This is a genomic window from Spirosoma arboris (assembly GCF_009754945.1).
GTDB classification, from domain to species: Bacteria; Bacteroidota; Bacteroidia; order Cytophagales; family Spirosomataceae; genus Spirosoma; species Spirosoma arboris.
Genome location: NZ_WPIN01000011.1, coordinates 25,135 through 39,038, shown reverse-complemented (window position 1 = coordinate 39,038; position 13,904 = coordinate 25,135). Strand labels below are relative to the sequence as shown.

Sequence of the window (13,904 nt, the reverse complement as noted above, 5' to 3'; positions counted from 1 at the left end):
CCAGCAGCAAGGAGCCAAAGCCTTGCAAGAAGGGAAGCGAACAGGGGCACTCGCTCGTTTATCAGCTAAATAACTCAGCCAATTAGTGAATGAACTCAATAAAGGAGCAACATATCACGCTTTAGCGGAGCGATTTGGACGCGGCAAAGTGTCAATGAAGTGATCAAAAAAATATTTGGTGTCAGTTACGACCCTTCTCAAGTTGGTCGTATTTTGACAAAACTCAATTAGAGCCGACAGAAACCGTAGCGAAAAGCCAGCCAGCAAGACTCACAGGCAGTGGCTCAATGGGGAGAAGAGCGTTTCCCTGAACTCAAAAAAAGCAGATGGGCGAGTCATTTTATACGTGGATGAGTCGGCGTGCTATTTGCTGCCTTTATTAGCTCATACCTGGGCACCTTGTGGGCAGACCCCGGTAGTAATGGAGCAAGCAGGGCGTGCGCATTTAAGCTTGATTGCCGCTATGGCGCCCAATGGTCGAATCTATGTAGCCGGTCAAGATCAGCCATTTACCAGTGAAGACATCGTATGGTTTCTTAATAAGTTGTGTGGACGCTATGGGAAACGAGATATGCTTCTAATCTGGGATGGGGCAGCCATCCACTGCAGTTAAGTGGTAAAAGCCTTTTTGAAAAAACGTCCAGGACGGATTCCCCTGGAACGTCTACCGGCCTATAGTCCCCAACTCAGCCCAGTCGAGTTGGTCTGGAGCCAATTGAAGCGTAGTTTAAAGAATCAGGTTTTTACGAGCCTAGAAGAGCTAACAGTTGCGGTTCTGGGTCAAGTCAAATGGCTGGAAAAAGACCCTTGGTACAAGCTTTCTTCAACAAAAAGGAGATCACCTTTATTACGGTAATGCACGGGTCTATAAAACGATCTTAAACACGGAGATAAATTGAAGACGGCTTTTTGCTTTCATGATTGGCTAAGTTAGCAACCATTCCGACAAAATTAAGGGGTGGTATAAAAAATCGGAATCACTATCTATCAGGGTATCTAAAAGCTAGCCGAAACGATATTGCTTTGGGTTAGTAGGTTGTCCGAAAGTCAAATGGCATTTTTCTCCTAGCTTGGCGGATTAAAAACAGAAGCGGACTCTCGGAAATATGCCAATTATTCCTATGTATTAATTTACATATTAATATTTGAGACTAGTAGCTTTTTTCGCGCTAAATATTTACACATCTATTCAAATATTATTAGTTAGAACATCAAAAATTAATATATTCATTTCATATGGGATTTCCCCGTTAAAAAGGAGGTGTTTTTCCCGTTAGAAAAGGGGTGTTTTTTTCGTTAAAAAAGGGGCTTTTACCCATTGAGTTTTAAGCGAATTATGAATTATATTGGACAAAAAAACGCATCAATAATGGTAACTGTTTTAAGGCTATTTAGCTTATTGGAAAAAATCATAAATAAATATAGAATTTATCATATGAAAAAAACATTTCTATTGGCAAGATCATTCCCTTGCCGAATAATAAATTTTGAGGATATATATTGCCATATTTAATATTTCAATTCAATTTTAATTAATTAAACAAAATATTTAACTTTTAAACAGGATAAAATTATGAAAAGATTTTCCGGAGTGCTCAAAAGACTGATGTTGATTTCGGCAATAACAGGCCTGACATCAGGGTTAACAATGTTCAATTCTTTTGAGGCGAAAGCGCAAGAAAGTGTGGGGGAACCTGATAAAATACAAGTAGAAGAACCTTGTGTAGCATATGATGAAAACTTTATGCCTTATCAAACGGGGCAGTTTCGCCTAGATTGCCTTGATGGAGGTACACAAAATTGTGGACCACAACCCTGCCTCTAATTGTCTAGAATTATTTGGTGCCTGAAAGTAAACACACAACTTTTGATACTATATCTTTTTATAGTATCAAAAGTTGTATTTAATTCCTGTTATTCTTTCTGAATATATAATTATAAAAATATGCCTAAAATAGCCTCTACTTAATATTTGAGCCTATTGCCATATATAACTTGCATTGTGATATTATTGATGAATTAAATTATACTATATTATGCAAAAAAACTCGATAAAATACTTCAAAAGTAGCTTAAAAAAGAAGCATCGCCTTTTTGGTAATACTTCTCTACATAAGAGCCATAAGATTAATAATTTAATGTTTATAGTTGAAAATTATTTATTTAATATGCAAAGACTTTTGGATTATATAAACAAAAGTATACCTTCTATTACTTTTGGCTTAATTTTAATTTTTAATATCAACTGTTCTCGTTCGAATGAAAGCGCCAAATTGTCCGAAACATCAATCAAGGCAACCACGATTGACGTTTTTAGTGATATGGATTCAGAAATAATTATAGATAGCCTTATTAAAGAAATCGATGTAGTTCATTTAGAAACAAATAAAAAATGTTTAATAGGGAAAATAAACGATATCAAAATAGCAGATAATAAAATATATATACTTGATAAGAGTATTAATAAAGCTGTATATATATTTGATAGGAAGGGGAAATTTATAAAAAAAATTTTCGCAACCGGCGCGGGGCCCTTAGAATTTTTAAAGCCATTTAGTATGGATGTTGATGAGGATTCTAAAGGCCTTTATATTTATGATAATTCTCTTAAAAAAATTGTTAAGTATGATTTAAATGGAAAATTCTTAAAAAATATAAAAACTCCAACATATTTTAACGATTTTGTATTTTCCAATGGGAACTTCATTATTGAAAGGGGCTTATTTGCTAACCAATTGAGAGAACTGTCACCAGAATTTGATAAGCACAACTTAATAGTTATGGATTCAACATTTTCAAAAATCATAGCAGGTTATCTTGAGCCAATTGGAAAAGATAATAAGAATAATTTTAGGCCTATATCAAAGTCGTTTAGTAAATCATCGGATCTAAAATTTTTCCCGAGATTTTCAGATGAATTATTTATAATCAACAAAAGCAATAGATTAAATTCTCTTTTCAAATTCGATTTAGGAGACTTAAAAATAGAAAGTCATATTTTAAATGGACCTTTTGAAGATATGATAAAATATATGAAAAATAATTCAAACAAACATATTTATGCAAGTGACTTTTGTGGAACAGATAAAGCGATATATTTGAGAACATTTGCACTTAAAGAGTCTTCTCATGGCGATATATATACATTTTATTTAAAAAATAAGAAAAAAGCTATATCTGGTAATAAAATCAAAATTGAATCTTATAATAAAATTCCATTTTTTATACACCCAGCATATGCCAGTAAGTCAGAATTTATCTCTGTACTTAATTACGAAATTTTTGAGCCTTTTCTAAGGAAATTAGATTCTAAAGCGGATCAAGATCAAATTTTATCCCTAGATAAATTTAAACTGACAACTAAGTTTATTAATGAACAAAGTAATCCAACTTTACTACTCTATACTATTGAGTAGTAATTGTAATCCTTTTAAAGACCATATAGCTAACAAAGAGATGAAAACTGCTTTTGTAATACTTTTTTATATTAACGCCATAAGCACAGTATGGGCACAAAGTAATATTATTGAATTGCCATTTGAAAAAATAGAAGGATATGGGCCTTTTGTAAATGGATACATTATACCTTCGTGGGAAGATAGTAGCAAAGTTAACGAGTGGACTAATACATATATAAAACTAAAAGGCCTTCCTCGAAATTGGCAGCAATTGAAACAAGGTAGAATCTTAATAGACAATTTTCAGTACGTTTTTCAAAATGCGCAATCGGGAAAATTATCAAAAGAATTCTATGAAGATTTACAGAAAAATTGGAATTGGACACCAGACCCAAAAACACTCTCAGTACGGCCAATTCAATGCTATGTTTATGTAATAACAGGGCTTGATAATTCTGGTAAACGGCTAGCAATGCTTGATAGTAACAATAACTTAGACTTTAGTGATGAACAAGCATTCGAGCCTAGTAATGCCGCCGATGTAAATAGTTTAAATACTATACATGAGATTTCATATGAGCTTTTTTATAAAAATAAAATAAAATCATTTAAAACTAATCTTGGTATTTGGAAAACTGAAGATGGAGTTCGTTGTAGTTTTCCTTCATATTTAGTTGCAAATTATATAACTGATGGTAGCCCGTATCAAATAGCAGTTGTTTCTTCAAACTTTACTAACCCAGCTTTTTTTAATACAACTGCAATTGTATTAAACGATACAACTGCGAATATAAAAATGACTGATAAATTTTCTAAAAAATTATTCCCTACTTTAATGAGTAAGGAAGGCGAGTATTTTAAAATAAGCCAATCATACTATAAATACATTGGTGTTGATTTGGTTAAAAATGTACTTCAAATTCAACCTGCTAACAAATATGATAGTTTATATTCGACACAAGTTGGCTATAGGGCACCATTATTTAAAAATAAAGATTTTTTTGAAAATAAAGATATATCATTACTTGATCTTAGAGGTAAGTATGTACTAATTGATTTCTGGGGTACCTGGTGCTTGCCTTGTCGACAAGAATTACCGTATTTGAAAGAAGCGTATAATAAAACAGATCGATCTTTAATTGTATTTTTGGGTGTTGTTAGTCACGACACGCCAGAAACACTTAAAAAATACGTTGAAAAGAATCAGATAGAATGGCCTCAGATTATATCAGACTCATTAAATAACCTAGTTGACCTTTATAAAATCAAAAGCTACCCAGCTACTGTTTTAATAGATCCAAATGGTAAAATACTTGTAAAAAATCTTAGAGGAACAAATTTGGTCAACGTTCTAACAAAATTGCAAAAAAAATAGACCATAATTACTGAATGCTATTACCGAACTATTTCTTGACTACATGGTCAAAAGCTTAATAATTTAAAATGAAAGGGAACGTTTGAAGTTAAGCGATGCTATCAGACAGCAACCCACTTATCCAATGGAGTCTATGCATTTTTCACACTGGTCATAATGGCGTATCACTCATTGTCCCAACAAATTTATTGGGTCTCACTATGAGCCATGACCATCTACTCCAGTTACATAACTAGCTTTTTGGCCATAAGGCCACCCTGAGTCAGGATTAGGAATCATTTTCGGCAGTACAGGGTCACAAATCTACTCTTATTTAGGATAAGAATCCGGCTATTATGTTTACAAACACCTCATCGTAAGTGCACCCTTCTACGAGGACAGTGCTGTTATAAGGAACAAGAATCGATTACTTAGTAGGGATGATTGGGAGAAGGTGATTGACAATGGCTGCAAGGTGGTCGTTATAAAACAATCGATTTATTAACCTGCTTTACTGATTGGTAAACGCCATAATTTGCCTTTAAAATGCAAGCAATAGGGGTTGCAAAACAATTCTGAAATCTTCCACTTCACCTAGCCTCACATTAATGTATGTGAAGTGGATAATTTTTTGAACCCAGCTACTCCAGAAACAGCTTGCGATCAGGATGCCGTACTTGCTTCCCAATTATAAGGCCATTTAGTTCAACTTTAGGGCACAAAGACAAATTATCAGATAGTATTACATCACCCTTTGTTGAAGCAAGTGCTTCTTATAAATAGGATGACTCAATACAAACATATCCACTCGAAGCAAATACACTTGTTACTAATCTTTTTAAGTTACCCAAAGCGATGCAAAACCTTAAATGAATTTGCTATTATAAGTTGGATAGCCTTGAGGTTGGTAGCTTGCCAATCGCCAACTTCGACAGCTACCCACTCTGATAGCACGTATTCTAATCGCTTGGGGACAAACCGGGCTAGTTTGGTTATTACCCAACCAGCCCGCCTAGGCGCGTTTGTATTAAAATCGGTAGCAACCGGCGTATTGCGGGCACCAGACCAGAGCAAACTTAGTTTCCGCATTAGCGGCACTATCAATCAAATTGACGCTCGTAACGGTGAAGCTATTGCCGCTGGGCAGATGCTGGCACGGCTTGATGATCGCGATCAGCAACTAGCTTTGAGGATAGCACAGGATCAAGTAGCAGAGGTGAAAGTGCAGCTTCGTGCTCTCATTGCTGAGTACGGCGGACACGAAACCGATACAGCTAGTCTGAAACCTAATGCTCGTACTTTTGTTCTTACCAAAAGCGGTTATTATCGGGCGCAAACCACGCTGGCCGCTGCCCGGCAACAACTCGAATATACCGTGTTGCGAGCCCCTTATGCCGGTTTAGTTGCCAATCTATCGGCGAAACCCTACAATTTCATTACCTCCTTCGAGCCTTTTTGCACATTGTTGAGCCAAGCAGGTCTACTTGTCGAGTTTTCGGTGCTGGAAAGCGAATTGGGGGGCGTGCAGAATGGTCAGTCAGTCCGGATTATACCGTTTTCCCTACCGAATCAGTCTTACATAGGCATCGTGTCGGAGATTAATCCGTATGTTAACGGACAGGGTTTGGTGTTAGTCAAGGCAAAGATAAACCACCCCAATGATCGGCTATTCGAGGGTATGAACGCACGTGTGTTCATCGAACGAAGGCTAGCCAAGCAAGTCATAATTCCCCGGTCAGCAGTGGTAGAAAGGAGTGGCAGGAAGGTGGTGTTTACCGTAGAGAAGGGTTTGGCTAAGTGGCATTACGTGACTATAGCCCACGAGAATGATACCGAAGTGGCCATTGCCGCAGGCCTAAAATCGAATGAGCAAGTGATCGTAGTAGGTAGTCTCAACCTAGCCCACGACTCGCCGGTAACAGCACAAAAACAATGATTCGTTATCTTGTCTATCGGCCCATTGCAGTTTGTGTGGTTACACTGTCGCTGACAGTGCTAGGGGGGCTAGCGTTTTTCCAATTACCAGTATCGCTGCTGCCAAATATTCCGGTTCCTGAAATTACGGTCCAGGTCAGCTACCCGTCGGCGTCAGCACGGGAGTTGCAACGCACCATTGAGCAGCCTATCCGAAATCAACTCCTGCAAGTTACTCATTTAGATGATATTCAGACCGTGGTACAGGATGGACTGGCCGTGCTGACGTTGCGGTTTGGCTACGGCACCAATGTCCGGCTGGCGTATCTTGAAACTAACGAAAAAATCGATGCTATATTGGATCAACTTCCTCGCGACCTCGATCGGCCAAAAGTCATTAAGGCTGGTGCTGGCGACATTCCGGTTTTCAACCTCAATGTATTGCCGGGGCCAAACTATCGGGAGGATTTTTTGGCTTTAAGCGAGTTTAGCGAAAATGTACTCAAACGACGCATTGAGCAACTACCTGAAGTGGCTCTAGTAGATGCTACGGGTCTGTCACAGCCCGAAGTACTGGTACAGGCTGATGCAGGCAGGCTGGCAAGCTTGGGTTTGACGGAGCAGCAATTGGCTGAGGCCCTAAAACAGGCGAACTTACAGCCTGGCAACTTCAGTGTTCGTGAAGGCCCTTATCAATATAACATCCGATTTTCATCTGTACTCCAAACGGTACAGGACGTGGGAAATGTTGTCATTAGCGTGGGTGGGGTTGGGTTGACAGGACCCTTAGCGCAAAATGACCCCCGCGTAAGTTATTTTGCGGACAACGTACTCACCGAACAAGATGCCTATACTGAAACACCTCGCCGGTTGATTGCGCTGCGAGAATTGGCAACTGTTTCGCTCCGCGAACGACCACTGCGCGGAATATACGCCTTTAATAGTAAACGAGGCATCTGTCTTGCCATTATCAAGCAGAATGATGCCCAGTTGTTGCACCTGCGTCGGGAGTTAGACAAACTACTCGGTCAATTTCAGAAAGATTACCCGCAACTTGAGTTTACTCTTAGTCAGGATCAAACTGAACTGCTCGATATTTCGATTAATAATTTCATCAGCAATTTACTAACTGGCGCGTTGTTGACCTTCGGCATGGTTTTTTTGTTCATGCGTGACTGGCGTCTCACGCTACTGATCGGCCTAGTGATTCCAGTCTCGATAGCGATTACATTTCTTGGCTTTTTTTTACTAAAATTATCCATCAACATCGTGTCTTTGGCAGGGCTGGTACTAGGTATGGGCGAGATTGTCGACAGTGCAATTATCATTCTTGAAAACGTGGAGGAAAAACGGGATGAAGGCTTGAGCGTAATAGAAAGTTGTGCAATAGGTGCTAATGAGGTTATTACTCCTTTGTTTACATCAGTATTAACTAATTCAGCAGTTTTTTTGCCATTATTGCTTCTTAGCGGTCTGGCTGGGGCATTATTTTTCGATCAGGCTGTATCAGTATCGCTAGCTTTAGGTATATCGCTATTGTGTTCATACACGCTCATACCAGTAGTATACTCGCTGATTTATCATCGGCAGAATATCAAAGTTTTGCTGCCACCAACGCTGTTTACGCGCTGGCTAGAGTGGGGGTATAACGTAATGTTCTCGGCAGCATTTCGTTTTAAATGGATGTTAGTGTTGGGGCTGGTGGGGCTACTGTCCGGGGCCATCTTGATGGGTGTTCTGATTGAGAAACGGGGAATGCCCAACGTAAGCCATAATGAACTAGAAGTTTTTATCGACTGGAATGAGCCTTTGACGGTGGCCGAAAACCAACGTCGAACGGACCTACTCACCAAATCGATACGACCCTTTCTAATTTATATTAGTGCCTTTACAGGACAGCAACAGTTCTTACTAAACCGTCAATTTCAACAAACCGAAAGTGAAACTTTACTTAGTCTACGTACCGACTCTGATCGTAATTCCAAAAAGGTTGCGCTAGCCTTAACTCAGCAACTACGACAGCAATACCCGCTGGCCATGGCCGATTTCAGGCCTGCTCGCAACGTATTTGAACAGTTATTTGGAACTACAGAGCCACCTTTGCGACTTAAATTGTATAATACACAAGGGCAGCAACCGCTCGAACCAGAGCTTACTGGACAGATTGCTCGACAACTGGCGCAAATTGGCTTGCCATCGAATCCTATTGGTGAGCAGAGTCAATTAAAGGTGCGATTACGTTCTGATAAGTTGTTGCTGTATAATGTAGCCGACGAGTCGGTAGTACAAACCTTAAAAACGGTTTTTAATAATTACCCGATTACTAATATCCAAAGCGAACAGCGATTTATTCCGCTTATGTTTAGCGGGCCTCTTTGGCAGTCTAACTGGCAAAACACTTTTGTTTATAACCGCCAGCACCAGGCTATTCCACTCCATAGCCTAATCGAAATACTTCCTTATAGCGACTATACTATTTTCTACGCCGACCGCCAAGGCCCGTTTATACCATTTGATTATGAAGTTAATAATCAAACGGTTGATGATGTTCAGGAAAGGGTCGATGCTATGATTCGCAATGTGCCGGGCGTGCTGACCAGTTGGACGGGCCATTATTTTCGCGACAGTAGGTATCTGAGTGAACTGCTTGGCATTGTGGCTGTTGCCATCGCGCTGTTGTTTTGCATTCTAACGGCCCAGTTTGAGTCGACTCAACAACCGTTGATTGTCCTACTGATTATTGGCCTAGGTATTGCCGGCGCCATCTGGTCGCTTTATTTGTTCGGCAATAGTATAAATATAATGTCAGCCATAGGTATGGTCGTTTTGGTTGGTTTATTAGATAATGACTCAATCTTGAAAATCGATACTATGAATCGTAGCAGTTCGCCTTCTTTGATTGAAGGGATTCGGCTAGCCGGGCTACGGCGTCTAAAGTCGCAGATCATGACTTTCCTGACTACAGTTTTGGGCTTACTCCCAGTATTATTCAGTGGGGGGTTAGGTTCGGAGTTACAACAGCCATTGGCCCAAGCAGTAATTGGCGGTATGAGCGTGGGCGTTCTAGCGTCTTGGACCGTAATTCCATTGGTCTACTGGCGGCTATTTAAACACCAACAGGGTGGATTTGCAAATTAGATATTGATAAGTAAATAGGTTCGGAATATTCGTAGTTTTTCTTAAATATAGTAACACTATCACAAAGAGTATCAAAATGATGTTGATGGGCAACTGACTAAACTATCCTGTCGATGTTGATCATAGGGCCATCTTAGCAGTAGCCGAATAGAAGGATTGCGATTGCAATTTTCCTTTTGGATATGAAATAGTATTCCTGGTTCAGAAGGTAAAGGAACGTTTAGCTCAGACACACATGCAGAATTAAGTACGATTGCACTAGTACTATCAATACATATTATTTGATAACTATCGCCTGAATAAAGATGCCAAGCCATTGCACGTGGAATTAAGCTAATGATCGAAAAGGCTGGGATGATAAACAAGGAGGCCACAGCAGTTATCTGAGTCCATTTTTTTAATCCCATTATATCTGGGGTAGAAGGGGCGGGAATAAAATAAAGCAGAAATATAAGAGAGAAATTCCATGGCCAGACAACTGAATTCATATTTAATTTTATGAGAAGTATAAGAATAATCCCATGTAGTCCAAAAGCTAAAAAAGGTATGTGTCGATAGTAAGTTGGTATCCACAATCCAATCCCAATCAGCAATTCAAGTGGTGGGATTATTGCAGTGCTAATATTACCTGCTAATTCTGGAATAAATGGGAAGGCGGTATTAGCTAAACTAGCTCCGTTAATCATGTAAGCACCAGTAAATTTATAAATTCCAGCCCAGATGTACATACTACTAATTGTTGCTCGATTAAAAACTAATTGCAGTCTATTAAAAAAAAAGTGAGAGATAAAAAACAGCCAATAGAAATATACCCATGGTTGTAATCGAATTTGGTCTAGACCAATGAGTAGAATCAGTAAAATAGAAATAAGGCAAGACAATGGCCTTAGAGGTTGTAATATTGAACAGATGATTGTGATTAATAAACTAATAAAAAGTATGTTATTTAATAAAATATAGTAAGGAAAATTTTCAATGAAAGTAACAACTGTGAACTTTCGAGGTAGCCACCACAAGTGGAATGATAACATAATAGATACTAATAAACCTAAAGCACAAATGCGCAAAATGACCGATTCTCTCCTTTGATCAAGTTGACAAGCAAAATTCGAAGCAAAAGCACCCTTTACCATATATATATAGTTAAAGCTTAAATTTCAAAAATAAATTTGAATAAAGAACAAGTATTTAATTTTTAAATTAAGAGTCAATATTTTCAAAAGGCTTCTAAAGTAGGGCAATTTCACGGAAAACTATGGCAAAGGTTTATTATTTCAGAAATGTTGACTAAATCTAAAAAAAGATCAATTCGTCAATTGAATTTAAAGAATTTGCTTAGTGTTATAAAGCTCGTTTATTTAGGAGGGCAACGAGATTATCATTTTTAGTGAAAACTTTATTTTCTGGTATTTAAGAATTTAGGTAAGCCTAACTGGATACCTTATAAATAAGCAGTCTAGTATGGTATATTTAGATTTAAGAATGGTATAGGTAGAAAAAAGCGTAGATTTTTATTTCGAATTCTATTTCAATAGCGAATCCAATAACTTGTACAGTTTGTTAGCTTTCTGCTCGACCATAAAATTATCCTTGTAAATCTAATACATTGTGTTATAATTGCAAGGATGATAACGCGCGAAGCCCAGATTGAAATCGCTCAGCTCCTGGAGGAGTTTCCAGCCGTGGCCGTCCTTGGCCCTCGCCAAGTTGGCAAAACAACACTGGCGGAAGAAATTGCAACCGCTATCAATCCCGATCCGATCTATCTTGATCTTGAAAGTCCGACGGATCAAGCCAAACTGCGTGAACCCGAAGCATATTTTGAGCTGCATAAGGGACAACTCATCATTCTGGATGAAATCCAGCGCGTCCCCGAGTTGTTCGCCATTTTGCGCGGTGTCATCGACCGACGACGCAAACAGGGATACAAAACGGGGCAATTTCTCATTTTGGGATCAGCATCGCTTGATCTATTAAAACAGGCATCTGAATCCCTGGCCGGTCGCATAGCCTATAAGGAACTATCGGGTTTGACCGCTACGGAAATCATCGACCACAAGACCGGCGATCAGAACCGGCTTTGGTTGCGTGGTGGATTTTCCGACAGCTTTTTAGCCAAAACCGATCCGGCTAGTCTTCGCTGGCGGCTCAACTTTATTAATACCTATTTAGAGCGGGATGTGCCACAGTTTGGACCCCGCATTCCAGCGACTACTTTACGGCTTTTGTGGACAATGCTGGCCCACAATCAAGGCGCTCAATTGAACATGGCCCAATTAGGAGCAAGTCTTGGCATTACCATACCGACGACTAAACGCTATATCGAACTGCTGGAAGACCTGTTGCTGATCCGCCATCTGCGTCCGTGGTCTGGAAACGTCGGCAAACGATTGGTCAAAGCACCGAAAGTTTATATTCGCGATAGTGGCATTACCCATGCGTTACTCAACCTGACAACTATGGATGATCTGCTAGGTCATCCGGTGGTGGGAGCCAGTTGGGAGGGGTTCGTGGTGGAAAACCTGTTATCCAGCTTACCACCCGGTGTCACACCGTGGTTTTACCGGACATCGGCGGGCGCGGAAATTGATCTCGTTATTGAACGGAACATGCAGCAGAAATATGCGATTGAGATTAAGCGTTCAATGGCCCCCGTCCTGTCCAAAGGGTTTTATCTGGGTTGCGAAGATATTGGTGCGACCAGACGATTTCTGGTTTATCCAGGCCAAGAACGCTATCCGATTTCCAAAGATGTCACGGCGATCTCTCTGGTCGATATGATGCAGGAACTTCGCAATTTTCAATAAGCAACGCGATTGCCCATTATGTAGCCATATAGGTCTGATAATTCTATTTTCGTCCTATTCTAGAAAATACGAAAATTAACCCAATTCAAAACGCCCAAATATCAAGTTGCAAGGAGGTTTGAAAGGTCAATCAAGTACCGATTTTCGTATTTTAAGAAGAAAAGTACGAAACGGGCAAAATGGCTTATTACAAGATGAATGGCCATCTTATAAAACATTATAATCTGTCCTAATCGAATTCTAATAACCATTTACCTCTAAATCTGATTATATTTGTTAAACACAGCTAAAATGACATCTGCTCTTCAATCCGGTAAGCTTACATTTCCAATCTTGCTGGTGGAAGATGATCTAGCTATTGTTGACATTATTCATCGGGCGGCAAAAAGTAGTTTCCCCGAAGCGGATTTCATCTCCATTAACACCTTTGATGAAGCTGTAGTCTATTTATACAACTTAGAGGGCAAAGGGCCTAACTTGATCCTATTGGATGTGTTTTTGCCTGGCGCTCATACGGGATTAGATTTCCTTAACCTGCTGAAAATTCATCCATTAGGGAAGTTGCTACCTGCAATTATATTATCTCAAAGCGAAAATCAAAAGCACGTGAAAGAAGCCTATTTGTTGGGCGCAACGTCTTACTTTGTGAAGCCGTTTACGTTTCTGGACTGGAAAAATTTCCTATTTAATTTACGTTTATTTTGGTATGAAACAGCTACTTTACCAAGAACGTATTTTGAAAAACAACAAGAAATTCTACGTTAATTTCTTGCTATTTTTTCGATAGCCATCGCCACAAATAAGTTAGTCTTCTTTATTGAAATAAATAGTCGGTAAGGTCACCGTTTCAAACCAGTAGGTGCGTAGAGCGGCTAAATAATCTTCCCATTCGCTCATTTTGAAGGGCTTGATGGCAAAGGAATTGACCCCATTTTCATAGGCTTTACGAATATCAGATGATGCTTCACTGACTGTTAACATGATCACTGGCAACGCGTTATTGCGTTTATCGGCGCGTAGGTACGATAAAAAGGCGAAGCCAGTCTCAGCAGCGTTTAAATGAATATCTAATAGCACTAATCGAGGAGCAGGGCCTGACAACGAACTAAAATATTCTTTAGCTTGATCAACGTTGGCGACTTGAGTAAAGGAAGCTTCTGGAAATCCTTTTTTAGCTGCTTTACTCAATAGGGTCTGCAACGAAAGATCATCATCCACCACAAGCACGGCAAATTTGGTCGGCATAGTATAAAGCTAAGTAAAACGGTGGGTAATCAGCTTGGCAGCATGGAA

General features: G+C 39.3%; 10 protein-coding genes and 1 pseudogene. 9 read left to right on the top strand and 2 right to left on the bottom strand.

The genetic code is table 11. The features are described from left to right. Nucleotides 1–159 precede the first annotated feature (159 nt). From GO755_RS42195 to GO755_RS25455, 7 genes and pseudogenes are all read left to right on the top strand, one after another. Nucleotides 160–231: a helix-turn-helix domain-containing protein gene (locus GO755_RS42195; protein WP_394351045.1), complete on the top strand. Its 72-nt coding sequence runs from the start codon at nucleotides 160–162 to the stop codon at nucleotides 229–231. 115 nt (nucleotides 232–346) lie between these two features. Then, nucleotides 347–856, top strand: a pseudogene (locus GO755_RS41545) (IS630 family transposase). 717 nt (nucleotides 857–1,573) lie between these two features. Then, entirely contained in the window at nucleotides 1,574–1,825 is a 252-nt protein-coding gene (locus tag GO755_RS25475) for a hypothetical protein (protein ID WP_157588134.1), read from the top strand. A 211-nt stretch (nucleotides 1,826–2,036) separates the two neighbouring features. Beyond that, on the top strand, nucleotides 2,037–3,416 hold the full coding sequence (locus tag GO755_RS25470; RefSeq protein WP_157588133.1) for a 6-bladed beta-propeller: 1,380 nt from the start codon (nucleotides 2,037–2,039) through the stop codon (nucleotides 3,414–3,416). Nucleotides 3,417–3,456: 40 nt separating this feature from the next. Continuing rightward, entirely contained in the window at nucleotides 3,457–4,773 is a 1,317-nt protein-coding gene (locus GO755_RS25465; protein WP_198174927.1) for a TlpA family protein disulfide reductase, read from the top strand. 967 nt (nucleotides 4,774–5,740) lie between these two features. Then, nucleotides 5,741–6,688, top strand: a complete 948-nt coding sequence (locus tag GO755_RS25460; protein WP_198174926.1) for an efflux RND transporter periplasmic adaptor subunit — start codon at nucleotides 5,741–5,743, stop codon at nucleotides 6,686–6,688. After that, nucleotides 6,685–9,804, top strand: a complete 3,120-nt coding sequence (locus GO755_RS25455; RefSeq protein ID WP_157588130.1) for an efflux RND transporter permease subunit — start codon at nucleotides 6,685–6,687, stop codon at nucleotides 9,802–9,804. The genes GO755_RS25460 and GO755_RS25455 overlap by 4 nt, the downstream gene beginning before the upstream one ends. A 71-nt stretch (nucleotides 9,805–9,875) precedes the next feature. Here GO755_RS25455 and GO755_RS25450 read toward each other — a convergent pair whose 3' ends face one another. Continuing rightward, nucleotides 9,876–10,937 (bottom strand): hypothetical protein, encoded by a 1,062-nt coding sequence (locus GO755_RS25450; protein WP_157588129.1) that lies wholly within the window; start codon nucleotides 10,935–10,937, stop codon nucleotides 9,876–9,878. A 492-nt stretch (nucleotides 10,938–11,429) separates the two neighbouring features. Between GO755_RS25450 and GO755_RS25445 the strand changes: the two genes are divergently transcribed. Continuing rightward, nucleotides 11,430–12,611 carry an ATP-binding protein gene (locus GO755_RS25445; RefSeq protein WP_157588128.1) on the top strand — a complete coding sequence of 394 codons (1,182 nt, stop codon included), beginning with the start codon at nucleotides 11,430–11,432 and terminating at the stop codon, nucleotides 12,609–12,611. A gap of 291 nt (nucleotides 12,612–12,902) precedes the next feature. Further along, the gene (locus tag GO755_RS25440) at nucleotides 12,903–13,376 is read left to right on the top strand and encodes a response regulator (RefSeq protein WP_157588127.1); all 474 of its coding nucleotides are present in this window, start codon (nucleotides 12,903–12,905) and stop codon (nucleotides 13,374–13,376) included. A gap of 39 nt (nucleotides 13,377–13,415) precedes the next feature. Here the strand turns inward: GO755_RS25440 and GO755_RS25435 are convergent, their stop codons facing one another. Then, nucleotides 13,416–13,856: a response regulator gene (locus tag GO755_RS25435; RefSeq protein WP_157588126.1), complete on the bottom strand. Its 441-nt coding sequence runs from the start codon at nucleotides 13,854–13,856 to the stop codon at nucleotides 13,416–13,418. Between the last annotated feature and the right edge of the window lie 48 nt (nucleotides 13,857–13,904).